The organism is Streptomyces sp. NPDC111656 (assembly GCF_055656965.1).
The window spans coordinates 275,416-301,985 of record NZ_JBVKCA010000009.1 but is presented as its reverse complement, the minus strand read 5'-3'; the positions used below and the strand labels follow the sequence as shown (position 1 = coordinate 301,985).

Below are 26,570 nucleotides of genomic sequence, written 5' to 3'. Positions count from 1 at the left end.
GATGCGGCGCGTCGAACAGGTCATGGGGTTCCCGGTCTCGCTGCGGATCGACGACGAGAGCGCGTCCGAGGAGACCGCGGACCCCGTGTTCGCGTGGCTGCGCGAGGTCGACGCCCGCTTCAGCCCGTTCCGTGCGGACAGCGAGGTGTCCCGGCTCGACCGGGGTGAGCTCACCCCCCACGAGCTCAGCCCGGACCTGACCGAGGTCCTCGGCCTGTGCGAGGAGTACCGGATCGCGACCGGCGGCGCGTTCGACGTGCGGCTGCCCGGCCGCGGTCTGGATCCCTGCGCGATGGTGAAGGGCTGGTCGGTGCAGCGGGCCGCGGGCCTCCTCAGCGGTCGGGGGACTTCCCGGTTCTGTCTGAACGCCGGTGGTGACGTGGTCGCCGCGGGCGGTCCCTGGCGGGTGGGCGTACGCCATCCCGAGCGGGCCGACCGGCTGTGCACGGTGCTGGAGATCACCGACGGCGCGGTGGCGACCTCCGCGCGCTACGAACGCGGGGACCACATCCTCGACGGGCGCACCGGTCGCCCGGCCACCGGGCTGCTCAGCGTCACCGTCGTGGCGCCGTCACTGACCGAGGCGGACGCGACGGCGACGGCGGCGTTCGCGATGGGCGCGGAGGGCGTCGAGTGGGCCGCGTCGCGCGAGGGGTGCGAGGTGTTCGCGGTCGACGCCGAGCACAGGGTCCTGCGCACGGCGGGGCTTCCTGTGGCCGGATGACCGCCCCTGTGCGGCGGATGACCACCCCTGTGCGGTCGGGCGTGCCCCCAAGTCCCCTGAGAGCGGCCGGAATCGAAACACGTCGGAGGCATTGACGTGTCCCTGCCTGATACATAGCTTCTGGTCGAACCTCCGCACAATGTTCGCAATTTCGAACGCTCTCGGCCGTCAAAGGGGACCCGCCGTGTTCCGCACCCGCTCTTGGTTCGCCCTGGGGGCAGCACTGCTGGCCCTGTTCGCGTCGCTGCTCACCCAGCCCGGCGCGCCCGCCGCCGCGGCCGCCGGGCAGCCGTACACCAACCCCGTCAAGTCCCAGAATGGCGCGGACCCCTGGCTGGAGTACTACAACGGCACCTACTACCTGGTCACCACGACGTTCACCAACGAGCTGACCATGCGCAGGTCGCCGACGCTCGCCGGGCTCGCCACCGCCCCCAGCGTCCAGATCTGGTCGGACACCACCGCCGGCCGCAACGCCAACATCTGGGCTCCGGAGATCCACCTCTTCGACGGCCACTGGTACCTGTACTACTCCGCCGCGAACAGCGGAGCCGCGTGCTGCGACACCCAGCGCACCCACGTCCTTCAGAGCGTGGGCACCGACCCGCTCGGCCCGTACACGTACAAGAACAGCCTCACCGGCTCCAACCTCGACCCCGGCGGCTGGCTGATCGACGCCGGCGTGCTCACGTATGACGGCGAGCTGTACCTGGTGGGCAGCGGCTTCGTCGGCGGCAGCAAGCAGAGCCTGGTCATCGCGCCGATGAGCAATCCGTACACACTGAGCAGTTCGACCTTCACCGTCATCTCCAGCCCGACGCTCGGCTGGGAGACCTCCGGCGCCCCGGTCAACGAGGGCCCCGAGCCGCTGTACCACGACGGCCGGACCTTCCTCACCTTCTCCGCCAGCTACTGCCAGACCGCCGACTACCAACTCGGCCAACTCGAACTGACCGGCGGCGACCCGCTCAGCCCCGCCTCCTGGACGAAGAAGCAGACCCCGGTGTTCCAGCGCGATGACGCGGCCGGCGTCTACGGCCCCGGCCACAACGGGTTCTTCACCTCCCCCGACGGCACCGAGAACTGGATCGTCTACCACGCCAACAGCTCATCCGGCGGCGGCTGCGGCAACGGCCGTACGACCCGGGCGCAGAAGTTCACCTGGAACGCGGACGGCACGCCGGACTTCGGCACCCCGGTCGCGACCGGCACCACCCTCGCGGGCCCCTCGGGCGAGAGCGCGACAACCCCGACGGCGTACACGATCGTCAACCGCAACAGCGGCAAGTGCCTGGACGTCGAGGGCGGCAACGCCGCGGACGGCGCCAACATCCTCCAGTGGACGTGCAACGGCGGCGCCAACCAGAAGTGGCGCATCGAGGACCAGGGCAATGACACCAGCCGGCTGGTCGATGTCGCCACCGGCAAGGTCATGGACACCGCCGACTGCTCCACCGCCGACGGGGCGGACCTGCGCCAGTGGTCGTGGCTGAACAACAACTGCCAGAAGTTCCGGCTGGTTTACACCGGCGGCGACTCCGTGCGGATCACCAACGCCAACAGCGGCAAGGTCGCCGACGTGGCGGGCTGCGGTAGCGACGACGGGGTCGACGTACGCCAGTGGACCTGGCTCGGCAACACCTGCCAGCAGTGGCAGCTCAAGCCCACCGTCTGACATCCGCCCCCGAAAGAAACCAGGATCATGAGACGCCTTCTCGGCCGCCTGCTGACCGCGGTCCTCGCCATACTGGCCCTGCTGACCTTCGGCACACCGGCCCACGCACTCGCCCCCGCCTCGCCCGCCGTGACGTTCACCAACCCGCTCGCCGAACAGCGCGCCGACCCACACATCTACAAACACACCGACGGCTACTACTACTTCACCGCGACCGTCCCGGCGTACGACAGGATCGTGCTGCGCCGCGCCACCACCCTCCAGGGTCTGAACACCGCCCCGGAGACGACGATCTGGACCAAGCACGCGAGCGGGGTCATGGGCGCGCACATCTGGGCGCCGGAGATCCACTTCATCGACGGCAAGTGGTACGTCTACTTCGCCGCCGGGTCGACCAGTGACATATGGGCGATCCGGATGTACGTCCTGGAGAGCGACGCCGCGAACCCGCTGACCGGCGCCTGGACGGAGAAGGGCCAGATCGCGACCCCGGTCTCCTCCTTCTCCCTCGACGCCACCACCTTCACCGTGAACGGCGTGCGTTATCTCGCCTGGGCGCAGCGCAATCCGTCCGAGGACAACAACACGAGCCTGTTCCTCGCGCGAATGGCCAACCCCTGGACGATCCAAGGCACTCCGGTCGAGATCTCCCAGCCCACGCTGTCCTGGGAGACCGTCGGCTACAAGGTCAACGAGGGCCCGGCGGTCATCCAGCACGGCGGCAAGGTCTTCATGACCTACTCCGCCAGCGCCACCGACGCCAACTACTGCCTGGGCATGCTGACCGCGTCCGCCTCCGCCGATCTGCTCGACGCGGCCTCCTGGAGCAAGGGGTCCTCGCCGGTGTTCCGGAGCAGCGCCGCGACCTCGCAGTACGGGCCGGGCCACAACTCGTTCACGGTCTCCGAGGACGGCAAGTCGGACATCCTGGTCTACCACGACCGCAACTACAAGGACATCAGCGGCGACCCCCTGAACGACCCCAACCGCCGCACCCGCCTGCAGAAGATCTACTGGAACGCCGACGGCACCCCCGACTTCGGCATCCCGGTCGCCGACGGTGTCACCCCGGTCCGCTTCTCCTCGTACAACTTCCCGGACCGCTACATCCGCCACTGGGAGTTCCGCGCCAGGATCGAGCCGAACGTCACCAACCTCGCCGACTCGCAGTTCCGGGTGGTGAGCGGGCTCGCCGGGACCGGGACCGTCTCCCTCGAGTCGGCCAACTACCCGGGCTACTACCTCCACCAGAAGAACAACGAGGTCTGGGTGGAGAAGGACGACGGCACCGCCGCCTTCAGGAACGACGCCAGTTTCTACCGGCGGGCGGGCCTCGCCGACACGGCCTCCGGTGTCTCGTTCGAGTCGTACAGCGGCGCCGGCCGCTACCTCCGGCACTACGACTACCTGCTCTACACCCAGCCCGCCGACACGACGCTCGCCAGGGCGGACGCGACGTTCTACGCCGAGTGACCCGCTTCGGCACCTTTGGATCCAGCACAGCCCGGCCGCTCCCGCGGCCGGGCTGTGCTGTTGAAATGAGCCAACTTACCGGCGAGTACGAATCGTGGCCATTCACCCTCAAGTGCCGAAATCCCACCCTTCCACCCCACGTGAATTTTGATTATGAAGAGGGGAACTAATAAAAGTTTCAATTTACAGCGGGGGAAACAGTTCGTTTCCGCAAGATCGAAGTGGACCTCGTGTTCGACACTGCGTCAGCAGGCATTGCCGCAGGCCGAATCGGGGTCGCGGAGCCGACCGACCAGCGGTCACTGTCCCCTTCAACTCACCCGAACAAGGCCTCTGTTGCCAGCTCGCACCGGGCTCGGCGACGGCTGTGTCGACCGTGTTACGTCCGGTAATGACAGCCTCCTTGAGAGTTTGACTTTCACGGGGATGCGCAATAAGCATGAGCGTGCTTCACATCGGCTCTCGGCTTGTTGTGAAGCGCAAGCGCTCTCCGCTCTCCCCCACCAATCCTCACCCTCGTGCGATTTGGAGCGTTCGCGTGTCTGTGTCGAAGTTCGATACTTCCGGCCTGTTTGCCGTCGAGGACATCGTCATCGCCCTGAACCCGTTCGCCGTCCCCTCGGCACGGGTCACGGCGGCCGCCGTACGGGCGGGCGGTCTCGGGGTGCTCGACCTCACCGCGGGTGGGCGCCGAGCGGCGGCGGAACTCGCGCTGGCCGAGGAATGGTCGGCCGCCGGTTTCGGCGTACGACTCCGCGACAACGATGCCTTTCCCGCGCGGGACCTCCCCGCCTGTGTCCACACCGTCCTGCTGACCGCCGACGCCTCCTGCACGCCCGCGGACTTCCCCAGCCACCGCGTACTCGTCGAGGTGACCGGCCGCGCCCAGGCGTTACGGGCCGCCTCGGCCGGGGCACACGGGCTGATCGCCCGGGGCCACGAGGCGGGCGGTCCCGTGGGCGAACTGAGCACCTTCGTGCTGCTCCAACAGCTCCTCGGCGAAGACGAGTTGGACCTTCCGGTCTGGGCCTGCGGCGGCGCGGGCCCGCACATCGCGGCGGCCGTCGTCGCGGGCGGTGGCGCCGGTGTCGTCCTGGACACCCAACTCGCCCTGCTCGCCGAGGCCGAGGCCGAACTGCCCGCCGGGACTTCCGCGCTGCTCGCCGGGCTCGACGGCTCCGAGACCACCGTGGAGGACGGCCGCCGAGTCGTACGGCGCCGGGGTGCCCAGGAGGGCACACCCGCCCCCGAGATCGGTCAGGACGGCTTCCTCGCCGCCCGTTTCCAGGAGCGCTGGGGCACCGTCCACGCGGCGGTGCGGGGGGTACGGGACGCCGTCCTCGACGCGTTGAAGAGCGCGGGCCCCGCTCTCGACTCGGCGAAGGACGCGGGTGGTGCCTCGCTCGGCCCCGACGGCTCAGGCAGCCGCCCCTTCGGAAGCGAACTGCCCGTCGCCCAGGGGCCGATGACGCGGGTGAGCGACCAGGCCGCGTTCGCCGCCGAGGTGAGCGGCCACGGCGGGCTGCCCTTCATCGCGCTCGCGCTGTCCGGCGCCGAGCAGACCCGCTCCGTACTGGAACAGACCAGGGACGCGCTCGGCGACGCACCCTGGGGCGTCGGCGTCCTCGGCTTCGCCGCCGAGGAGATCAAGGCCGCCCAGCTGGAGGTCGTCCGGGAGATCCGCCCGTCCCACGCGATCATCGCGGGCGGGCGTCCCGCGCAGGCCGCCGCGCTGGAGGAGGTGGGCATCTCCACCTTCCTGCACGTGCCGTCGCCGGGGCTGCTGAAGCAGTTCCTGGAAGCGGGCGCGCGCAAGTTCGTCTTCGAGGGCGCCGAGTGCGGCGGCCATGTCGGGCCGCGGGCCAGCTTCCCGCTGTGGGAGGCGCAGCTCGGCGTGCTCGACGACTTCCTGGCGGGCGCGAAGAACGGCACCGCCACCGAACTCCACCTGTTCTTCGCGGGCGGAGTGCACGACGAACGCTCCGCCGCCATGGTCACCGCACTCGCCGCTCCGCTGAGCGCGCGGGGCGCCGCCGTGGGCGTGCTGATGGGCACGGCGTACCTGTTCACCGAGGAGGCCGTGAGCGCGGGCGCGGTACTGCCCCTGTTCCAGCGGCAGGTGATCGACGCCGAGCGCACCGACCTCCTGGAGACCGCGCCCGGACACGCCACCCGCTGTGTCCACAGCGCGTTCACCGACGAGTTCGCCGCGGTCAAGGAGGACCTGGCCGCCCGCGGGACACCCGGCCGCGAGGCCTGGGAGCAGCTCGAGCGGCTCAACGTGGGGCGGCTTCGGCTGGCCAGCAAGGGCATCGAGCGGATCGACGGCGGGCTGAGAGCGGTCGGCGAGGACAGACAGCTGGCCGAGGGCATGTTCATGGCCGGCGAGGTCGCCGTGCTGCGCTCCGCCGTCACCACCGTCGCCGAACTGCACGCCTCGGTCACCACGGGCGCGGCCGGCTTCCTGGCGGCGCGGCGGGAGGCCCTCGGCATCGGGGAGCCCGCCGCCGAACCCTCCCCCGAACCGCTGGACATCGCGATCGTCGGCATGGCTTGCATGTTCCCCGGCGCCCCCGACCTCGCCACCTTCTGGGCGAACGTGCTGGCGGGCGAGGACGCCGTCACCGAGGTGCCCGCGACCCGCTGGGACGCCGAGCTCTACCACGACCCGCGAGGCGCCGGGGAGAAGACCCCGTCGCGCTGGGGCGGCTTCCTGCCCGAGATCCCCTTCGAGCCGCTGCGGTACGGCATTCCGCCCGCCTCGCTGCCCGCCATCGAGCCGGTGCAGCTGCTCGCCCTGGAGGCGGCGCGGCGCGCCCTGGAGGACTCCGGCTACGGCAGCCGGTCCTTCGACCGGGCCCGCGCGTCGGTCGTGTTCGGCGCGGAGGCGGGCAGCGACCTCTCCAACGCGATGACCCTGCGCTCCGTCCTGCCCGCCTACCTGGGCAGCCTGCCGCCCGCGCTGGACGAACGGCTGCCCAAGCTCACCGAGGACTCCTTCCCCGGCATCCTCGCCAACGTCATCGCGGGCCGGATCGCCAACCGCCTCGACCTCGGCGGCGCCAACTACACCGTGGACGCCGCCTGTGCCTCCTCCCTCACCGCCGTCGACGTGGCGTGCAAGGAACTGGTGAGCGGGACGAGCGACCTGGTGCTGTGCGGGGGCGCCGACCTGCACAACGGCATCAACGACTACCTGCTGTTCGCCTCCGCGCACGCCCTCTCGCCCTCGGGCCGATCCGCGCCCTTCGACAGCGCGGCCGACGGCATCGCGCTCGGCGAGGGCGTCGGCTGTGTCGTCCTCAAGCGGCTCGCGGACGCCGAGCGGGACGGCGACCGGGTGTACGCGGTGATCAAGGGCGTCGGCAGCGCCAGCGACGGGCGGGCGCTCGGCCTGACCGCGCCCCGGCCGGAGGGCCAGTACAACGCGCTGACCCGGGCCTACCGCAACGCGGGCATCTCGCCCGCCGAGGTCGGGCTCGTCGAGGCGCACGGCACCGGCACCGTCGTCGGCGACCGCACCGAACTCGGCTCCCTCACTCGGGTGTTCGAGGAGGCCGGGGCTCCGCCCGGCGCGTGCGCGCTCGGCTCGGTCAAGTCGCAGATCGGGCACACCAAGTGCGCGGCCGGACTCGCCGGACTGATCAAGACCTCGCTCGCCCTGCACACCGGTGTGAAGCCGCCGACCCTGCACCTCACCGAGCCGAACCCGGCCTGGGACGCGCAGAGCAGCCCGTTCGCCTTCCACACCGAGGCCCGCCCCTGGTCCGCCGCTCCGGCCGAACGGGTGGCCGGGGTCAGCGCCTTCGGCTTCGGCGGCACCAACTTCCACGTCGTCCTGCGGGCCTACGAGGACGGGCCGCCGCCGGTCACCTCGGCCCAGCACTGGCCCGCCGAGCTCTTCACGTTCCGGGGCGCGGACCGGGCGGCGGCGGTACGGGCCGCCTCCGAACTGCTCGCCCTCGTGGAGGCGGATCCCGGACCGTACGAGCCGTGGCGGCTGCGGGACTTCGCGCTCGCCGCGTCCCGGCGCGCGGAGGCCGCCAGCACCCGGAGCACCGCGGGCACGGCAAGCACCACGGGCACGGCAAGCACGGCAAGCACCCGTGGCGCCCGGACCTGGATCGCCCTCGTCGCCGGGTCGACCGAGGAGCTGACAGCGCTGCTGCGTCGCGCGGTCGCCGGTGAACACGCCCCGAAGGAAGGCCTGTTCGCTGCCGACGAGGACGAGACGGGCGACGTGGCGCTGCTCTTTCCCGGGCAGGGCAGCCAGCGCCCCGCGATGTTCGCCGAACTCTTCGTCGCCTTCCCCGAACTCCAGCGCCTTCTGCGGCTCGACGAGACGACGACCCGAGTCCTCTTCCCGCCGGCCGCCTTCGACGAGACGGGCCGCAAGGAGCAGCAGGAGCGCATCACCGACACCACCGTCGCGCAGCCCGCGCTCGGCCTGACCGGGCTCGCCGCGTTCCAGCTCCTGACCCGGGCGGGAGTGCGCCCGGCGATGGCCGCGGGCCACAGCTACGGAGAGCTGGCCGCGCTGGCCGCGGCGGGCTCCCTCACCCCCGACGCGCTGCTGCGCACCAGCCGCGAACGCGCCGCCGCCATCCTGCGCGCCACCGGCGAGGGCGACCCCGGCACCATGGCCGCCGTCGCCGCGGGCGAGCCGGAGGTCGCGGCGGCCCTCACGGCCGCGGGCCTGGCCGGCTCGGTGGTGACGGCGAACCGCAACTCACCCCGTCAGACGGTCATTTCGGGTCCCACCGAGGACGTCCTCACCGCCGTGGAACGACTGCGCGCCCAGGGACTCGGCGCCAAGCGCATCCCGGTCGCCTGCGCGTTCCACAGCCCGCTGGTCGCGGCGGCCGGCCAGACCTTCGCCGAGGTGCTCGCCGAAGTCCCGTTCGCGCCCACCGACTTCCCGGTCTGGTCGAACCGTACGGCCACCCGCTACCCGCGGGGCCCCGAGGAGATCCGGGCCGAACTCGCCGCGCAGATCGGCTCCCCGGTCCGGTTCGCCGACCAGGTCGAGGCGATGTACGAGGCCGGAGCCCGGGTCTTCGTCGAGGCCGGACCCGGCTCGGTGCTGACCCGGCTGGTGGGTGCGGTCCTCGGCGACCGGCCGCACCGCACGGTCGCCCTGGAGGACGGCCGACGTGCCGGTCTCGCCGGGTTCCTCGCCGCGCTCGCCCACCTGGCCGTCGCCGGTGCGGACATCAGGACCGCGTGGCTGTTCCAGGGCCGGGACGCGGTCCCCGCCGACGCCCGCGCCCCGCGTCCCAGGCGCGCCGCGTGGACGGTCGACGGCCATCTGATCCGTACGGCGGACGGCGCGATCCCCGCCGCCGCACTCCACCCCGCCGAGCGCGTCCCGGAGGCCCTCGTGACCCACAGCAGCCCGGTCGGACCAGTGGCGGCGGCCACCGGATCCGAGGCCCTGATCAGCGAGTTCCTGCGCACGAGCCGGGAGATGATCGCGGCGCAGCGGGATGTGATGCTGGGGTACCTGGGAGCGGATCCGGGGATACGTCCCGCGGCCCCCGCCCCGATCACCTACACCGACGCTCCGGTCACGGTGACCGCGCTGCCCGCCGCCGCGCCGGTTGCGGTGGCCCCACCGGCAGGTGGCTCGGTGCTGTCGGTCGTGCTCGACGTGATCGGCGAGCGCACCGGCTACCCCGTCGACATGATCGAACCCGACCTCGACCTCGAAGCCGACCTCAGCGTCGACTCCATCAAGAGAGCCGAGATAGCCGGCGAACTCGCCACCCGCCTCGGCCTCACCACCACCGGCGACACCGACATCGAAGAGCTGACCAAAGCCCGTACCGCCGCGAGCATCGCCGCGCTGGTCGAGCGGGTGACCGGCTCGGGAGCCACCCCGGCGCCCGTTTCCGCCCCCTCCGCAGGGGCCGCCCCGACCGCCGAATCCGTCCTCGCCATCGTCCTCGACGTGATCGGCGAACGTACCGGCTACCCCGTCGACATGATCGAACCCGACCTCGACCTCGAAGCCGACCTCAGCGTCGACTCCATCAAGAGAGCCGAGATAGCCGGCGAACTCGCCACCCGCCTCGGCCTCACCACCACCGGCGACACCGACGTCGAGGAACTGACCAAGGCCCGTACCGCCGCGAGCATCGCGGCGCTGGTCGCGGGCGCCCGGGGTGAGGCGGCCCAACCCGCGGGCCCGGACGCCGGGCCGGCCGTCCCCGAACCCGTCGTCGTGGCGCCCCAGCGTCTCGTGATGCGGGAGTTCGACCTCGTCACCGCCGATCCGGCGCCCTCCAGTGACCTGCTGATCGGCCGCAGTTTCCTGCTGCTCGGTGCCGGACCGGTCGCCGAGGCGCTGACCGCCCGCCTGACCGTGCACGGCGCCCATGCGGTGACCGCCGAAGAACCCCCGGCCGAGGGAGAGTTCGACGGGATCGTGCACCTCGTCGCGGCGGACGCCCCGCCCGTCCTGCCGGACGTCTTCCCCGCCTACCAGCGGGTGCTGGCGGGCAACCCGCGATGGGTGCTGGCCGCGGGCGCCTCCCCCGGGCTGCGCGGCTTCTTCCGCTCCCTCGCGCGGGAGTACCCCGACACGGTCGCCCGGGTCGTCGAGCACGCGCCCGGCACCGCCCCCGAGGACATCGCCGCGGAACTGGTCGCCGAGCTCACCGCGCCCGACCACGAGCCGGTCGTCCTGCGCTCCCCCGGCACGAGGCGCGGACTGCGCATGACCGAGGAGGGGCTCGGTCTGCTCGGCAGCACGGGCGCGGGGCCGGCCGGGGACGGTGCGGCCGAGGCCGCCGCGCTCGGCCTGGACGCCGACTCGGTCGTCCTGCTGGTGGGCGGCGCCCGGGGGATCACCGCCCGGTTCGCCGCGACCCTGGCCGCCGCGAGCCGCTGCCGGATCGAACTGTTCGGCCGCACCGCCCTGCCCGAGGGCGCGGAGGACCCCGCGCTCGCCGCCGCGGACACCGCCGGTGAACTGCGCAGCGCGCTCATCGCGGGCGGGCTGCGCGTCCCCGCCGAGATCGAGCGGGCGATCGGCCGGATCCAGGCCGAACGCGAGGTGCGCGCCACCCTGCGCACCCTCGCCACGCTCGGCTCCGAGGTCCGCTACCGCACCGTGGACGCGCTGGACGGCGACGCCGTGCGCCGGGCGGTGAAGGAGATCCACGCCGAGCACGGGGGGATCGACGGCGTCGTGTACGCGGCGGGCGTGATCGAGGACAAGCTGATCGCCGAGAAGAGCCCGCGGTCCTACGACCGGGTGTTCCGTACGAAGGTCGACGGCGCGCATGAACTGCTGTCCGCGCTGGGCGAGTTGCCGGACGGGGAAGGCCCCCGGTTCGCCGTGCTGTTCGGCAGTGTCGCCGCGACGCTCGGCAACCGCGGCCAGTCCGACTACGCCGCCGCCAACGACGCCCTGGAGACCCTCGGCGCCCGCTGGGCGGACTCGGATACCGGCCGCCGCGGACTGACCGTCCACTGGGGTCCATGGGCACCGACCGGCGACAGCAACCACGGCATGGTCACCCCCGAGCTGATGCGGCACTACGCGGGCCGCGGCATCCAGCTCATCGACCCCGACGAGGGCACCATGAGCCTGCTGCGCGAGCTGGCCTGGGGGCCCGAGGGCGACACCGCCGTCGTCTACACGGCGTCGGGCTGGTGACCGAGGTGACCGGCACCCGCGCCGAACCCATCGCCATCGTCGGCATGTCGGTGCTCTTCCCGGGCGCCCCCGACCTCGCCACGTACTGGCACAACCTGGTCTCCGGTGTCGACGCCATCACCGAGGTGCCGCCCGGCCGCTGGGACGCCGAGGAGTACTACGCGCCCGGCGCCGAGGCACGCGCCGACCGGGTCTACTGCCGGCGCGGCGGCTTCGTGGACGAGCTGGCCGAGGTGGACGTCACCGAGTTCGGGATCATGCCGGCCGCGGTCCCGGCCACCGAGCCCGACCAGCTGATCGCGCTGCGGGTGGCCGCGGCGGCCCTCGCCGACGCGGGTGGCCAGGGCCGACTGCCCGCCGACCGGCACCGGGTCGGTGTGGTGCTCGGCCGGGGCGGCTATCTCACCCCCGGCCTGGTCCGGCTCGACCAGCGGGTGCGGACCGCGAGCCAGCTCGTGCGTACCCTGGGCGAGCTGCTGCCGGACCTCGGCGCCGACCAACTGGAGGCGGTGCGGCAGGCGTTCACCGACCGGCTCGGGCCCGAGGCGCCGGAGTCCTCGATCGGCCTCGTACCCAACCTCGCCGCGTCCCGGCTGGCGGGCCGGCTCGACCTGCGCGGGCCCGCCTACACCGTGGACGCCGCCTGCGCCTCCTCGCTCATCGCCGTCGACCACGCCGTGCGCGAACTCGGCAGCGGGCGCTGTGACGTGATGCTGGCGGGCGGGGTGCACCACTGTCACGACATCACCTTCTGGAGCGTGTTCAGCCAACTCGGCGCGCTCTCCCCGAGCGAGCGCATCCGGCCGTTCGACCGGGGCGCGGACGGCGTGCTGATCGGTGAGGGCACCGGTGTCGTCGTCCTCAAGCGGCTCGCCGACGCCGAGCGGGACGGCGACCGGATCTACGCCGCGATCACCGGCACCGGCGTGGCTTCCGACGGACGTACGACCAGTCTGATGGCGCCCGACTCCGGCGGCCAGGTCCGCGCGGTCCGCCAGGCCTGGGAGGCCGCCGGGCTCGACCCGTCCGCCCCCGGCTCGATCGGCCTCCTGGAGGCGCACGGCACCGCCACCCCGGCGGGCGACGGCACCGAACTCACCACACTCGCCGAGGTGTTCGGACCACCGCCGACGGACACCCCGAGGGACGCGCGGGACGCGCCGGACGCCGTCATCGGCTCGGTGAAGTCGATGATCGGCCACACCATGCCCGCGGCGGGCGTCGCCGGGCTGATCAAGGCCGCGCTCGCCGTCCACCACCAGGTGCTCCCGCCGACCCTGCACTGCGACGACCCGCATCCGGCGCTCGCCCGCACCCGGTTCACCCCCATCGGTGCCGCCCTGCCCTGGCGGACCGACGACCGGCAGCCGGTGCGCCGGGCCGCCATCAACGCCTTCGGGTTCGGCGGCATCAACGCGCACGTCGTGCTCGAAGAGGTCGCGGTCACGCGGCGGCCGGCCGAGGTGTACGAGCCGGAGCCGGTGCTGCGGCTGACCGCGCCGACACCCGAGGCGATGGCCGCGCTCCTCGACCGCTCCGACTCCGCGATCATCACCGCCGGTCTCGACGAACGCGCCCCCACCGCCGATCCGGTGCGGCTCGCCGTCGTCGGGCCGACGGCCAAGCGGCTGGCGCTGGCCCGCAAGGCGGTCGCCAAGGGAAAGGGGTGGCGCGGTCGGGGCGACGTGTGGTTCGTGCCGCGTCCCCTGCTGGGCCCCGGCGGCGGCAGGCTCGCGTTCGTCTTCCCCGGCCTTGAGGCCGAGTTCGCGCCCAACTCCGAGGACATCGCACGGCACTTCGGGCTGCCCTGGTCGCGCGCCGTCACCGACGCCACCGTGGGTGACGTGGGTCGGCAGGGTACCGGCGTCTTCGAGCTCGGCCGGCTCCTCGACACCGCGCTGCGCCGCCTCGGCGTCGTCCCGGACGCGCTCGCCGGGCACAGCCTCGGCGAGTGGACCGCGATGGCCGCCGCCGGAATCCACCCTCCGGAGGAGGTCGACGCCTTCCTCGCCGACTTCGACCCCGACGCGCTGAGCGTCCCCGGACTGGCCTTCGCCGCGATCGGCGCCCCCGCCGAGGTGGTACTGACCGAGCTGGACGGCCGCGGGGACGTGGTCCTCTCCCACGACAACGCGCCCAACCAGTCGATGATCTGCGGCCCCGAGCCCGCCGTCGCCGCACTGGTCGAGGTGTTCAGGGCCCGGGCGGTGATCTCGCAGATCCTGCCGTTCCGCTCCGGCTTCCACACCCCGATGCTGGAGCCCTACCTCGACCCGATCAGGAAGGCCGCCGAGGCCTACACCCTGCACCCGGCCGCGCTGCCCCTGTGGTCCGCGACGACCGTCGCCCCCTACCCGGACGAACCGGCCGCGATCCGCGAGCTGTTCATCCGCCATCTGCTGGAGCCGGTCCGCTTCCGGCCCCTGGTGGAGACGATGTACGCGGCGGGCTTCCGGGCGTTCGTCCAGCTCGGCGCGGGACAGCTCGGCTCGCTCATCGACGACACCCTGCACGGGCGCGACCACCTCGTGGTCCCCGCGCACTCCCCGCACCGCCCGGGCCTGCCCCAACTCCACCGCGTGGCGAGCGCGTTGTGGGCGGACGGGGCCGCGCCTGACCTCGTCCCGCTGCTGGGCGGCGCCTCGATCTCGACCGTCGCACCGGCCCGTACGGTACGCCGTCCGAGCCGTCCCGTACGACTGGACCTCGGCGGCGCGAACGTCTCGCTGGACCCGGAGACCCGCGACCGGCTGAGCACCGCGCTCGCCCGGCCGCCGCACACCGCGCCCCACGATGCGGGTGTCCTGGCGGAACAGGGCCCGCTGGGCGCGGAGTTGTCGGCACTGCTGCGGGACGCGACGGCGCTCGCCTCGGACGTGGTGACGGCGGGCCGACGCGGACGCGGGACCCCGCCCCGCCCCCGTACGGGCGGCACGCCCCCGAAGAACGGTGCCGACCTTCGTACGGCCGAACCCGCCACCCCCGAACCCCAGCCCGAGCCCCAGCCCCAGCCCCTCGAAGCCACCCTCCACGTCTCCGTCGACACCATGCCGTACCTCCTGGACCACTGCTTCTTCCGGCAGCCCGCCCAGGCCGATCCCGCCGACCGCTGGCCCGTGGTCCCGGGCACCACCGTGATCGCCCACCTCATGGAGTTCGCCGAGCGGGCCGCGCCCGGCCGGCGCGCGGTGGCCGTCCACGACGTACGGCTGCACCAGTGGATCACCGCCACTCCGGCCGTCGACATCCCCATACGGATCGTCCCCGAAGGCCCGGACCGAGTCACCGCCTCACTCGGCCCGTACGCCCGGGCCGTGGTCGAACTCGCCCGGGATCGGCCCCGGTTCACGCCTCCGGAACCCTGGACCCTTCCCGCCGCGCGGGAGGAGAAGCCCGACCTGACCGCGGCGGAGCTGTACTCGCGCCGCTGGATGTTCCACGGCCCGCGCTTCCAGGGCCTGAGCGAACTGACCGCGGTCGGCGACCGGCACGTACGCGGGGTACTCATCACCCCGCCCGCGCCCGGCGCCCTGCTGGACAACGTGGGACAGCTCCTCGGCTACTGGATCATGGCCCGGCAGCCGGTGCGGACGACGGTGTTCCCGGTCGGCATGAAGGAGATCCGCTTCCACGGCCCGCACCCCGCTCCCGGCGAGCGCCTGGAGTGCCTGATCCGGATCACCTCCGTCACCGACACCACCCTCGAGGCGGACATGCAGCTGGTCCATCGGGGGCGGGTGTGGGCGGAGTTCAGCGGCTGGCAGGACCGCCGGTTCGACAGCAATCCGCGCATCCGCGAGGTGGACCGGGAGCCCGAGCGGTACACGCTGTCCCGGATGCAGCCCGGCGGCTGGGCGCTGGTCCACGAGGAGTGGCCCGATCTGGCCACCCGCGAGCTGATCATGCGCAACATCCTGGCGGGCGAGGAACGCGAACGGTACGCGGCGCACGCCCCGCGCGGCCGGCGACAGTGGCTGCTCGGCCGGATCGCCGCCAAGGACGCCGTACGGAACGTGCTGTGGGACGCCGGGACGGGCCCCGTCTACCCGGCCGAGGTCAGGGTCGGCAACGATCCGGCCGGCCGCCCCTTCGTGACCGGCGGCTACGGCAGGACCCTGCCCGAACTGCACGTCTCCATCGCCCACCGCGGCGAGACGGCCGTGGCGATGGCCAGGAGGGAGGGCCCCTGCGGCATCGACATCGAGGAAGTCACCGACCGCCCCGAGGGCACCCTCGCCGTGGCCCTCACCACCGCCGAACGCGAGCTGCTCACGTCGCTCGTCCACCGGCCGGGGGGAGCCCCCGAACGGCTCTGGTTCACCCGTTTCTGGGCCGCCAAGGAGGCCGTCGCGAAGGCGCGCGGCACCGGCCTTGGCGGCGAGCCGAAGCGGTTCGAGATCACCTCGGTCGACGGCGACCGGCTGACCGTCCGCACCGCGGGCGAGGAGTACCGCGTGCGGCACTGTGCGCTGACCACCCCCCGGCCGTCCGCGGGGCCCGGCAAGGAGTACGTCGTGGCCTGGACGGCAGTCAACGATCAGGAGAACGAAGATGACCACTGAACTCGACCGTCCCGTGGGCCAGTCGGACAGCGGACGGACCTCGGCGCCCGACGCGGCGACCGCGCTCGCCGACATCTCGGCCATCCTGCGCACCGTGCTGGAGGAGTACGGGCTCGACGACTCAGAGATCACCCTCGACACGTCCTTCCACGACGACCTGGAGCTGGAGAGCATCGACCTGGTCACCCTCTCCGCCCAGCTGCGCGAGTTCTACGGCGAGCGCGTCAACTTCGCCGCGTTCATAGCCGACCGCGGGCTTGAGGAGATCATCGCGCTCACCGTCGGCGATCTCGTCGGCTACGTCGTGGACTCACTGGCCGTCGCGGAGGTGGGCTGACATGGCGACGATGCGGGTGAACGGCATCGACGTACACGTCCAGCGGCTGGGCCACGAGAGCGGCTCCCCGCGCCCCGTCGTGGTCCTCATCCACGGTCTGCTCATCGACAGCCTCGCCAGCTACTACTTCAGCCTCGCGCCGCGGCTCGCCGAGGAGGGCCTGGACGTCGTCATGTACGACCTGCGCGGGCACGGCAAGACCTCCCGGCCGCCGACCGGCTACCGGATGGAGGACTTCGTCGACGACCTCGACGGACTGCTGGACGCGCTGGCGATCGACCGTCCGGTGCACCTCGTCGGCAACTCCTTCGGCGGCGCCGTCGCGTACGCCATGGCCGCCGCCCGCCCCGAGCGGGTCGCCACCGTGATCGCCATCGAGGCGGAACCGCCGGCCCGGGCGTGGGCGCGGAACATGTACGAGGGCCTGGTCGGCGAACAGGGCGGACTGGTGGTCCAGCAGGTCACCCAGTGGCTGCGGGAGAACCCGGGCGAGCGCAACGCCCGGCCGTTCCGGGCGGCGGGCCGGGTGCTCGACGAGACCGCGCTCGCCCGGGAGATCCCGCTCAGCGCTCTCCTCGACGAGGACCTGTCCGCGATCCGCTGCCCGGTCTTCGCCATCTTCGGCGGCGCGTCCAAGCTGTCGGCGCAGACCGGGATGCTGGAGGCCTCGCTCCCCCACTGCCGTACGGTCGTCCTGCCCGACCTCGGCCACTCGGTGCTGGTGGAGGCCACCCAACAGACGTACGCCCTCGTACGCGACTGGCTGCTGCTCGGCCAGGAGGCGCACGCGCTGCGGGAGGCCCGCTAGATGGGCCGGTACCTGTTCGTGGTGCCGCCGCTGGTCGGGCACGTCAACCCGGCCGTGGGCACCGCGGCGGCACTCGCCGGACGCGGGCACGAGGTCGCGTGGGCGGGCCACCCGGAACTCGTCCGCGCTCTCGTCGGATCCGACGCCGTCGTCTTCCCCTGCGCCCTCCCCGAGGACGGACTCTCCCGGCCCGCCGACCTGAAGGGGCCGGCCGCGTTCCAGTTCCTCTGGGAGAGCTTCCTCGTCCCGCTGGCGGACGCGATGTCGCCCGGGGTACGCGCGGCGATCGAGGCGTACGACCCCGATGTCGTCGTCTGCGACCAGCAGGCGGTGGCGGGTGCGCTGGTCGCCGAGTCCCTCGGGCGCGTCTGGGTGACCTCGGCCACCACCTCCGCCGAACTCGTCGACCCGCTGGCCGGTATGCCGAAGGTCGCGGCGTGGCTGGACGGGCTGCTGGCCGACTTGCGGAACCGGATCTGTGAGGGGGTTGGCTCGGCGGACCCCCGCTTCTCCCCGCACGGCGTCCTGGCGTACACCACCCGCGCGCTGCTCGGCCCGGCCGAACTGCCCGATCAAGTCTGGCTGGTGGGCCCGTCCGTCGCCGCCCGCCCCGCGAGCGGCGACGACTTCCCCTGGGACTGGCTGGACGCGTCGCCTCTGCCCACCGTCCTGGTCAGCCTCGGCACTGCCAACAACGACGCCGGGGCCCGTTTCCTGAACGCGGCCGCGCAGGCGCTCGGCGGACTGGCGGGCCGAGTGCGGGCGGTGCTCGTCGACCCCGGCGGGCTCGTCGAGGGCCCGGTCGCCGACAACGTCCTCCTGCGCGCCCACGTTCCCCAACTCGCCCTCCTCCCACGGCTCGACGCGGTCGTCTGCCACGCCGGGCACAACACCGTGTGCGAGGCGCTGTGGCACGGCGTCCCGCTCGTCGTGGCGCCGATCCGCGACGACCAGCCGATCGTCGCCGGGCAGGTCGTGGACGCGGGCGCCGGGGTACGGCTGCGGTTCGGTCGCGCCGACGCGGCCAGGATCCGCGCGGCGGTCGAGACGGTCCTCGACCCGGCCGGGGGCCACCGGAAGGCGGCCGAGGCCGTCGGGGAGTCCTTCCGCGCCGCGGGCGGCAGCGCCTCCGCCGCCGCCCGCCTCGCAGCACTGCCGACCGGGTCGGCCGTGACGCGCGCACGAGGCGGCGCATGAACGACAGCGGCATGAACGACAACGGCACGACCGAGCACCGGCCGCCGAGCACGGACACGCCCTCCGTCGAGCGGGCGGACACGCCCACCCCAAAACGGCGACCCGGCACCCCGACCGACGCCGCACCAGAACCCGAACCAGCCGCGTCGCCCCCGCCCACCGGCTCGCTCGGCGCCCTCCTCGGCTACGCCCGGCCCCACTGGCGTGTGCTGCTGCTCTCCCTCGTGCTCACTCTGCTGGCCAGCGTGGCGGGGCTGGTGCAGCCGAAGTTCGCGCAGGCGATCCTGGACCGGCTGGACGGCGGCGGCAGCGTGGTCGCTCCGGTCACGCTGCTCGCCGTGTTCCTGGTCGCGGGCGCCCTGCTCACCGGTCTCAACGCCTGGCTCCAGCAACGGACTTCGGAGCGGGTGGTGCGGGAGGTGCGGCGCGGTCTGGTGCACCGCCTGATCCGGCTGCGGGTCGCCGAGCTGGACCGGCGGGCCCCCGGCGACCTGATCGCCCGCGTCACCTCCGACAGCACCCTGCTCAAGAGCGCCGCCACCGAGGGCCTGATCATGACGGTCAACGGCGTCCTGACCTTCGCCGGAGCACTGTTCATGATGGCGACGCTCGACGCGCGTCTACTCGGCGTCACGCTGCTCGTGCTGACGATGGTCGGTGTCGTGATCACCGTCATCCTGCCCCGGATCAAGGCGGCCGTGGCCCGCTCCCAGGCGTCCGTCGGAGCGGTCGGCGCCCTCCTCGACCGCACCCTGGGCGCGGCCCGCACGGTCAAGGCCAACGGTGCCGAGGGCCGCGAGACGCGCACCGCCGAGGACGCGGTCGACGAGGCGTACGCCGCCGGACTGGTCGGCGCCCGCTACGGCGCCCTCGTCACCATGGTCGGCGGCGCCGCCATCCAGACCGCGTTCCTGGTGGTGCTCGGCGTGGGCGGCACCTTCGTCGCCCACCACTCGATGTCGGTCTCCGAACTGATCGCCTTCCTCCTGTACGTCTTCTTCCTGGCGAGCCCGGTGTCCCAGCTGGTCGGCGGCGCGGCCCAACTCCAGCAGGGGCTGGGCGCGGTGGGCAGGATCCAGGAGGCGGGCGCGCTGCCGGTCGAGGACGACATCGACGCGACCGAACCCGCGCACACCCCCGCCCACGCCGCGCCACCGGCCGTCGAACTGACCGGGGTCGAGTTCACCTACCCCGGCCGCACCCCGGCCCTGCGCGGCGTGAGTTTCACCGTCCCCGGCGGCACCCGCACCGCGCTGGTCGGTCTGTCGGGCGCGGGCAAGACCACCCTCTTCTCGCTCCTCCAACGCTTCTACGAGCCGACCGCGGGCACGATCAGGATCGGCGACCAGGACATCGCGGCCCTGCCGCGCGCCGAGGTCCGGCGCCGGATCGCGTACGTCGAGCAGGACTCCCCCGTGATGGCGGGCACCCTCCGCGAGAACCTCCTGTACGCGGCGCCCTCGGCCACCCGGGAGCAGCTGGCCGAGGCCCTGGCCGTCACCCGCCTCGACGGTCTCCTCGCCCGCCTTCCTCAGGGCCTGGACACGCCCGTGGGCCCGCGCGGCGTCACCCTGTCCGGCGGCGAACGCCAGCGCCTCGCGATCGCCCGCGCCCTGCTGCGCCGCCCCCAGGTGCTTCTGCTCGACGAGGCGACGGCCCAGCTCGACGCCCGCAACGAACAGGCCCTCGGTGAACTCGTCGCCCGCACCGCGGGCCGCTGCACGGTCCTGCTGATCGCCCACCGGCTGTCCACGGTCACCGACGCCGACCAGATCGTGGTCCTCGAACACGGCGACGTCCGCGCCGTGGGCACCCACCACTCCCTGGTCGACGACGACGACCTCTACCGCGAACTGGCCGCCACCCAACTCCTGGCCGCCGAACCGGCGGAGCACCGGGTCAGCGCAGCGTCAACCGGTACGTCAGTGGCGAACGCCCCGTGATCAGTACCCGCACCCCGTCCGGGGTCAGGGAGCCGCTCAGCCAGGCGTAGCGTTCGCCCGGGTCCACCACCGCCGGCTGCCGGCCGCCCTTGCCGTTGCCGGGGCCGAAGGTGATCTGGTCGGTGCCGACGGTGTAGGTGGCCTCGCCGGAGACGAGTTGGAAGGTGTCCTGGGAGCCGGGGACGGGTTCGAGGCCGTCCCCGGTCAGGGTGCCGCCGGGGCGGAAGCAGAGTTCGAGGGCGAGCGGGCTCGCGCAGCCCTCGCCGGAGAGGTCGAAGGAGATGTCCCAGGCTCCGCCGCCGACCTCGCGGACCAGGACTTCGGTGCGGAGTGTGCGGTACTCCTTCGGGCGGTGCGGGAAGTCCATCGCGGACCAGAAGCGGCTGTCGTCGGTGAGGGGGTAGGCGCCGTCGGGGCGGCGGTGCTCGGGGGGCAGTGGGTGGTGGAAGGCGCCGCGGACCTCGGCGTGCAGCCGCCAGCCGTCGTCCGTGCGCTCCAGCCCCTCCGCCCGGAAGTGGCCGAGCGCAAAGAACCGCGGGGCCAGCCGGAGCGAGTCGAGGATCGCCGCGCCCTTGCGCATCTTGAAGAAGGTCGGGTTGGTGGACAGGCCGGACGAGATGGCGTGCAGTTCCGGGAAGTCTGTTCCGCCGAAGACGCTCGCCGTGTGCGTGCCGCGGCGGACCCGGACGAGGCGGCAGCTGTCGTCGTGGTGCTCGAAGTCGTCGGGCAGGGAGGTCACTTCGGGCAGGGGGGCGGCCAGCTCCGGCCGGTCCAGGACCTGGGCGAGGCGCTCGCCGATCGGGGTCTCGCCGAAGGTCTGGTCGGTGCCGCGTTCCTGGAGCAGCGCGGCCACCGCCGCGAACCGTCCGTCTCCGTCGCGCAGCGCCATCTCCCGGTACTGGAGCCAGAACTCGGGCAGGTGGTGGACCCTTGTCTGGTCCTGACGGCGCGAATGGACCGTCTCCACCTCGCCGTTGGGCTCGATGACGTACAGGTTGGCGGCCAGGTTGTCGCGTACGTTCGCGTAGAGGTCCGTACGTCCGTAGTGGCGGGCCAGCACGAGCAGCGCCGGATTGGTCACCGCGGCCGAGTAGTTGGGGCTGCGTTCGCTGTACTCGCCGCCGGGCAGCTGGTCGATGCCCTCGGCGAGCCAGGTCTCGATGCGCTCGGGGTAGGCGGGGTCGGGCCAGCGGGCGTGGAGGCGGGCGAGGGCCGCGCAGACCAGCCAGCGATGGTTGGCGGTGTGGACGCCACCGGCGGCGAGGGAGGGGCCCGCCAGGCGCAGGATCCGCTCGACCGTCGCCCGCAGTCCGGTGGTCGCCTCGTGGGCGTCCTCCTCCAGCAGGTGGTGGATCAGGTTGAGGTCGACGATCGAGAAGGCGGTGTCCGCCGGGTTGCCGTCCGCCCCGTGCTCCCACAGCCCGTTGTCGTACTGCTCCTCGGCGAGCGCGTCGGCGAGTTCGGCGGCGGGGCCCAGGAGCGTGGCGGAGTGGTGGTACGCCGAGCCCTCGTGCACGTACACGGAGACGAGGGTGCGCAGCGCCCGGGTGGCCGCGCGGGCCTCGCCGCCGTCACGGAGTTCGACGAGATCGGCGGCGTACCCGTCGAGGACGGCCTTGGCGCTGGTCTCGGCGGTCGCGGTGAGCAACTCGACGAACGCGGTGTCGAGGGGGACACCGGTGTCGGCGAGCGCGGCGAGGAAGGTCTTGCGGGCTGTCACTGGGGCTCCTGGTCTCGTACTTCGATCGCGGTGAGCGCCATTGCCGGTGGCCCTCCCCTCCGGAAAGCGCTTGCACCAGAAGCGACCCTAGGTAATGCGCGGACGTCACTACAAGACCCACACACGGATGAAGGTGCCGACGGGCGAGGGGGGCCACGGCGGCGGGGATGTCCGCATGCTGGCCGATCCGTTCGGGGAGCGGACGGAGGGCGCGGGCGCTGCTGGTGTCCGAGCAGGGGTTTCTCTGGGATCCGAGTGTCACAGGAACCCCTATGAATTCGGTGTATACACCAGGTGTACAGTCTCCGCATGCCTTCGCTGACCATGAAGATGAAAAGACCGGGGACCTGGTTGCGTTCGACGGCCGCCTTTCTGGCGGCCGTTTCGCTTGCTCTGCCGCTGACGGGGTGCACGACCCTCCACACCACCGCGCCGGCCGCCGCCCGCACGCAGGCCGCCGGCGCCCCGGCGAAGTTCGGGACCGTGGACTGCCGCCAGGCCAAGTGCATCGCGCTCACCTTCGACGCCGGGCCGAGCGAGCACTCGGCCAAGCTCCTCGACATCCTCAAGGAGAAGCAGGTCCCGGCGACCTTCTTCCTGCTCGGCAAGCGGCACATCGAGAAGTACCCCGAGCTCGTCAAGCGGATGGCCGCCGAGGGACACGAGGTCGCCAGCCACACCTGGGACCACAAGATCCTGACGGAGATCAAGCCCGCGGAGATACGCGAGGAGCTGGAGAAGCCCGACGACGCGATAGAGAAGCTCACCGGGAAGCGACCGACGCTCATGCGCCCGCCGCAAGGGCGGACCGACGACACCGTGCACAAGATCAGCCGCGAACTCGGCCTCTCGGAGGTCCTGTGGAGCGTGACCGCCAAGGACTACGAGACGTTCGACCCCAAGGTCATACAGCAGCGCGTCCTGAAGCAGTCGAGCCGGGACGGGATCATCCTGCTGCACGACCTCTACCCGGGCACCGTGCCCGCGGTGCCCGGGATCATCGACGCGCTCAAGGAGCGGGGGTACGTGTTCGTGACCGTGCCGCAGCTGCTGGCGCCGGGGAAGGCGAAGCCCGGTACCGTCTACCGCCCCTGACGGCCGCGCGTCAGCCCAGCCGCACCGGCAGCACCCGGTAGCCGTGGCCGATGAAGGACTCGGCGAGGCGGGCCGGGCCGTGGGTGTCGTCGAGGCTCAGGTCGGGGAAGCGGGCGAAGAGCGCGGGGAGCGCGAGGGACGCCTCCAGGCGGGCCAGCGGGGCGCCGATGCAGTAGTGGACGCCGTGGCCGAAGGCGAGGTGCTCCTTGTCCGCGCGGCCGAGGTCGAAGCGGCCCGCGCTCTCGCCGTGCCGCAGGGGATCACGGCCGGCCGCCGCGTACGTCGCCAGGATCGCGTCGCCCCGCGCGATCAGCGTGCCGTCGGGGAGCTTGATGTCCTCGACGGCGTACCGCAGCGGGAGGTTGGCGATGGAGGGGGCCCAGCGGAGGGTCTCCTCGATCACCTCGCTCCAGGGGATCTCGCCGCTGCGCACCCGGAGCAGCTGCTCGGGGTGGGTCAGCAGGGCGTGGACCGCGTTGCCGATCAGGTTGACCGTGGTCTCGTGGCCCGCGCCGATGACGAGGAGGAGGGTGTCGATCAGTTCGCTCTCGGCGAGCTGCGAACCCTCCTCGTCCCGGGCCGCGATCAGGGCGGTCGTCAGGTCGTCGCCCGGCCGCTCACGCTTGGCGGCGACCAGTCCGGCGAGCAGTTCGTGGATCTCCCGGTAGGTGGCCATGGCCTGTTCGGGGGTGATGGTGGTGTCCATGTTGGCCTCGATGAGGCGCGCGGTGTCGGCGCGCCGGTCCTCAGGCAGGCCGAACAACTCGCAGATCACCTGCATCGGGAGCGGGTGCGCGTAGGCGGACCGGAGGTCGACCCGCCCGTCGGGGGCCTCGGCCATCCGGTCGAGCAGCGTGGCGGCGAGTTCCTCGATGCGGGGCCTGAGCGCGTCGGTACGGCGTTTGGTGAACGCGGGCGAGACGAGTTTGCGCAGCCTGCGGTGGTCGGCGCCGTACGCGGTGAACATGTTGGTCACGCCGACCCAGAGGGTGATCCAGCTCTCGCGGTACTCGCCGCCGATCCAGGCGGGCCAGTGCTGGTTGGGGTCCTTGGAGACCCGGTCGTCGGCCAGGAGCCGCTTGAGGATCTCGTACTGGGTGGGCGCCCAGGCCCGTATCCCACCCGGCAGTTCGATGAGGGCCGCGGCGCCGCGCTCGCGCAGCAGATCCGCCTCGCCGTGGAGGTCGGCGCCCGCGGGGTCGATGACGTGGGGCTGGTCCGGCACGTGGACTCCTGTTCTCTGGACCTTCTCCGGACCTTCTCTGGACCGGTTGGTCACGGGGGTGGAGTGCAAACGGGGAGTGCTCCCCGGATAGCCTGATGGGTGGCGGACGATGTGTCAACAGCGCGAGGGCTGGCGGGAGTTGCGTGCGGCCGGGGCGAAATCGACGGGCGGGTGGTCGGGCGGCGCGGTTAGCATCGCGTGCCGTCGGCCTCGTGCCGTGGGGCGGGGCTTTGGTGAGGGAAGCGGGGGCGTATGGGCGGGGAGTCGCTGACGGCGGCGGTGCGGAATGGGGACGTGAAGGCGGTGACGGCGCTGTTGGATGCCGGCGGCGATCCCGACGCTGTCGACGACCGGGGCACGCCCGCGCTCTGCCTGGCGGTGGACGGCTTCGACCTGGCCACTGTCGAGGTCCTGATGCGCTCCGCCCGGCTGGACCGGGTCGTGGACGGCCGGACCCCGCTGCTGCGGGCGGTCGACCGTGGCGCCTCCGACATCGTGACCGCGCTCATCAACCACGGGGCGCAGCTGTGGCACACGGACCGTGAAGGACGTGACGCCCTCGCGCTGGCCCGGTCCTGGCACGAGACGGGTGCCGTGGCCGAGCTGCGCCGCAGGAGCGGTTCGGCGGGAACGGTGCGGCGCGAGACGGTTCGTCACGAGCACGGGGCGAGCGTCGAGGAGCTGACGCTGGCCGGCCTGACGGTCCGTACCGCGCACAGCGCGATCCTGACGGCGCTGGAGCCCCGGTACGGGATCAGGACCTCGTTCACCGAGCTGCTGTCGAGGGCGCTGGCCGAACCGGACGTCGACCACGAGATCTGGTGGGTGACGACGGGCGTCCTCCAGGAGCGCCGAGATCGCGCCACGTGGGACATGGCCGCCGCCCTGCGGGACCGGCCGGACCCGCGGGAGCGGTACTTCGGTGCGGAAGTGCTCCGGCTGTTCAACCTCTTCGACTACAGCGACGAGGCACCGTTCGACGCCCCGCTGGTCGATCTCTTCCTGCCGTGGGCCGCGCGCGAACCGGATCCGCGCGTGCTGCGGCCCCTGACCGCGGGACTGTCCGGCGCCCTGGATCCCCGTGCCGAGCGACCCCTGCACGACCTCGCCCGGCATGCCGACAGCGGGGTTCGGGAGTGGGCGGTCTTCGGTCTGCAGTACGGAGTCGACGCCGGGCGTCGTGACGCCCTGGCCACGGTCCTCGCGTGCACCCGGGACGAGGTGGCCGAGGTCCGCCGGGGGGCCTGCGCCGCACTGGTCTCCGCGCCCGCGGGTTCCGAGGCCTCGGACGCCCTCGCGGCGTGTCTCACCGACGAGACGGAGGACGTACAGGTCACCGCGGCCGTGCAGTTGGCCCTGCGCAACGATCCGCGCGGGGACGAGATCCTGGCCTCTCTCGATGCCAGTGACGATGAGGGGCCGTACTTCTGGCAGCTCTACGACGTGGGGCGGCACCGCCGGAAGACAGACGCGGCCGGGCCGCGCTGACCCGCGAGGTCGTGGGTGGGTCGGGGCCGTGGCGGTACGTCGAGCCCGTCGCCGCCGGATCAGACGTGGGCCGGGCAAGGGAGCCGCTGCTCGATCCGAACGTAAGCGACAGGCTTGCGACGCACCGGGACGGCCCCTCGCGTTGCATCGCGGCTGCGGGCCGTTCGGGCCGCCTACGATCCGTTCGTGGTTCTCTTCCAGCTGGAACGCGTGTCCCCTTCTTCCGTCGAGGAGAGTTGGCTTCGCCTCACCGACTGGCCCCGGCATGCCGCCGTCGTCCCGCTGACCCGGGTCACCGTGCGCACCCCGCCGCCGACCGGCGAGGGCACGGTGTTCGTCGCGCGGTCGGGGGTGAGCCCGTTGGTCTTCGACGATCCCATGGAGGTCGTCACCTGGCGGCCACCCCGGGACGGGGGCGCGGGAAGGTGCCGGCTGGTCAAGCGCGGCACGTTCGTCACGGGGTGGGCCGAGATCGAGGTCCGCCCGGTGGCGGGCGGGGGCTCGCGGGTGCTCTGGCGGGAGGACCTGAACGTACGGTGGCTGCCGCGGTTCCTCGACCGACCCCTGGGGTGGGCGGGGCGGTGGATGTTCGGGCGAGCGGTGAGAGGGCTGCTGCGGCCCGAATCGTGACGCTCCGTGCTCGCGGCGGGTCGCGCGCCC

14 protein-coding genes are annotated in these 26,570 nt (G+C 72.6%); 12 read left to right on the top strand and 2 right to left on the bottom strand.

The features are described from left to right. Position 1: 1 nt before the first annotated feature. From ACZ7M3_RS27090 to ACZ7M3_RS27050, 9 genes are all read left to right on the top strand, one after another. Positions 2 to 724: an FAD:protein FMN transferase gene (locus ACZ7M3_RS27090; RefSeq protein WP_452966673.1), complete on the top strand. Its 723-nt coding sequence runs from the start codon at positions 2 to 4 to the stop codon at positions 722 to 724. Positions 725 to 908: 184 nt separating this feature from the next. Further along, positions 909 to 2,399 (top strand): family 43 glycosylhydrolase, encoded by a 1,491-nt coding sequence (locus ACZ7M3_RS27085; RefSeq protein ID WP_472066303.1) that lies wholly within the window; start codon positions 909 to 911, stop codon positions 2,397 to 2,399. A gap of 27 nt (positions 2,400 to 2,426) precedes the next feature. Continuing rightward, entirely contained in the window at positions 2,427 to 3,872 is a 1,446-nt protein-coding gene (locus ACZ7M3_RS27080; protein ID WP_472066301.1) for a family 43 glycosylhydrolase, read from the top strand. 538 nt (positions 3,873 to 4,410) lie between these two features. Continuing rightward, positions 4,411 to 11,535, top strand: coding sequence for an SDR family NAD(P)-dependent oxidoreductase (locus ACZ7M3_RS27075; protein ID WP_472066299.1), 7,125 nt, complete (start codon positions 4,411 to 4,413; stop codon positions 11,533 to 11,535). Positions 11,536 to 11,579: 44 nt separating this feature from the next. Further along, positions 11,580 to 16,097 carry a beta-ketoacyl synthase N-terminal-like domain-containing protein gene (locus ACZ7M3_RS27070; RefSeq protein ID WP_472066471.1) on the top strand — a complete coding sequence of 1,506 codons (4,518 nt, stop codon included), beginning with the start codon at positions 11,580 to 11,582 and terminating at the stop codon, positions 16,095 to 16,097. Then, the gene (locus ACZ7M3_RS27065) at positions 16,087 to 16,434 is read left to right on the top strand and encodes an acyl carrier protein (RefSeq protein WP_067375602.1); all 348 of its coding nucleotides are present in this window, start codon (positions 16,087 to 16,089) and stop codon (positions 16,432 to 16,434) included. Before ACZ7M3_RS27070 ends, ACZ7M3_RS27065 begins: the two co-directional genes overlap by 11 nt. A 1-nt stretch (position 16,435) precedes the next feature. Then, positions 16,436 to 17,242 (top strand): alpha/beta fold hydrolase, encoded by an 807-nt coding sequence (locus ACZ7M3_RS27060; RefSeq protein ID WP_472066297.1) that lies wholly within the window; start codon positions 16,436 to 16,438, stop codon positions 17,240 to 17,242. Beyond that, the gene (locus tag ACZ7M3_RS27055) at positions 17,243 to 18,439 is read left to right on the top strand and encodes a glycosyltransferase (protein WP_472066295.1); all 1,197 of its coding nucleotides are present in this window, start codon (positions 17,243 to 17,245) and stop codon (positions 18,437 to 18,439) included. Further along, complete coding sequence (locus tag ACZ7M3_RS27050) at positions 18,436 to 20,382, top strand: ABC transporter ATP-binding protein (RefSeq protein WP_472066293.1); 1,947 nt, start codon at positions 18,436 to 18,438, stop codon at positions 20,380 to 20,382. The genes ACZ7M3_RS27055 and ACZ7M3_RS27050 overlap by 4 nt, the downstream gene beginning before the upstream one ends. Here the strand turns inward: ACZ7M3_RS27050 and ACZ7M3_RS27045 are convergent. Next, positions 20,339 to 22,102: a hypothetical protein gene (locus ACZ7M3_RS27045; RefSeq protein WP_472066291.1), complete on the bottom strand. Its 1,764-nt coding sequence runs from the start codon at positions 22,100 to 22,102 to the stop codon at positions 20,339 to 20,341. The two genes, ACZ7M3_RS27050 and ACZ7M3_RS27045, sit on opposite strands and share 44 nt — an antisense overlap. A gap of 330 nt (positions 22,103 to 22,432) precedes the next feature. Here ACZ7M3_RS27045 and ACZ7M3_RS27040 point away from each other — a divergent pair, with 330 nt between their 5' ends. Then, positions 22,433 to 23,197: a polysaccharide deacetylase family protein gene (locus tag ACZ7M3_RS27040; RefSeq protein ID WP_472066469.1), complete on the top strand. Its 765-nt coding sequence runs from the start codon at positions 22,433 to 22,435 to the stop codon at positions 23,195 to 23,197. A gap of 10 nt (positions 23,198 to 23,207) precedes the next feature. Here the strand turns inward: ACZ7M3_RS27040 and ACZ7M3_RS27035 are convergent, their stop codons facing one another. Then, on the bottom strand, positions 23,208 to 24,422 hold the full coding sequence (locus ACZ7M3_RS27035; protein ID WP_472066289.1) for a cytochrome P450 family protein: 1,215 nt from the start codon (positions 24,420 to 24,422) through the stop codon (positions 23,208 to 23,210). A gap of 252 nt (positions 24,423 to 24,674) precedes the next feature. On the opposite strand from ACZ7M3_RS27035, the gene ACZ7M3_RS27030 reads away from it, so the two are divergent. Continuing rightward, positions 24,675 to 25,910 (top strand): ankyrin repeat domain-containing protein, encoded by a 1,236-nt coding sequence (locus ACZ7M3_RS27030; RefSeq protein ID WP_472066287.1) that lies wholly within the window; start codon positions 24,675 to 24,677, stop codon positions 25,908 to 25,910. Positions 25,911 to 26,096: 186 nt separating this feature from the next. Continuing rightward, positions 26,097 to 26,540, top strand: a complete 444-nt coding sequence (locus tag ACZ7M3_RS27025; RefSeq protein WP_472066285.1) for an SRPBCC family protein — start codon at positions 26,097 to 26,099, stop codon at positions 26,538 to 26,540. The last annotated feature ends 30 nt before the right edge of the window (positions 26,541 to 26,570 follow it).